1 tRNA gene is annotated in these 274 nt (G+C 48.2%); it reads left to right on the top strand.

The features are described 5' to 3' along the window. Nucleotides 1–95 precede the first annotated feature (95 nt). Nucleotides 96–170: transfer RNA gene (locus AC3CAU_RS16760), tRNA-Gln, on the top strand. Nucleotides 171–274 lie beyond the last annotated feature (104 nt).

Raw genomic sequence — 274 nt, 5'->3', positions numbered from 1 at the left:
GCACCGGGTTTTGATCTCGGCATCCGTTGGTTCGAATCCAGCCGCCCCTGCCATTTAAACCAGTGGTTTAAATAAAAATTACAGTGATCAGATTTAGGGGTATCGCCAAGTGGTAAGGCACCGGGTTTTGATCTCGGCATCCGTTGGTTCGAATCCAGCCGCCCCTGCCATTTAAACCAGTGGTTTAAATAAAAATTACAGTGATCAGATTTAGGGGTATCGCCAAGTGGTAAGGCACCGGGTTTTGATCTCGGCATCCGTTGGTTCGAATCCA

It is taken from the genome of Acinetobacter sp. GG23, from assembly GCF_057766365.1.
The sequence above is the reverse complement of the archived record's forward strand: the minus strand, read 5'-3'. Positions and strand labels throughout refer to the sequence as shown.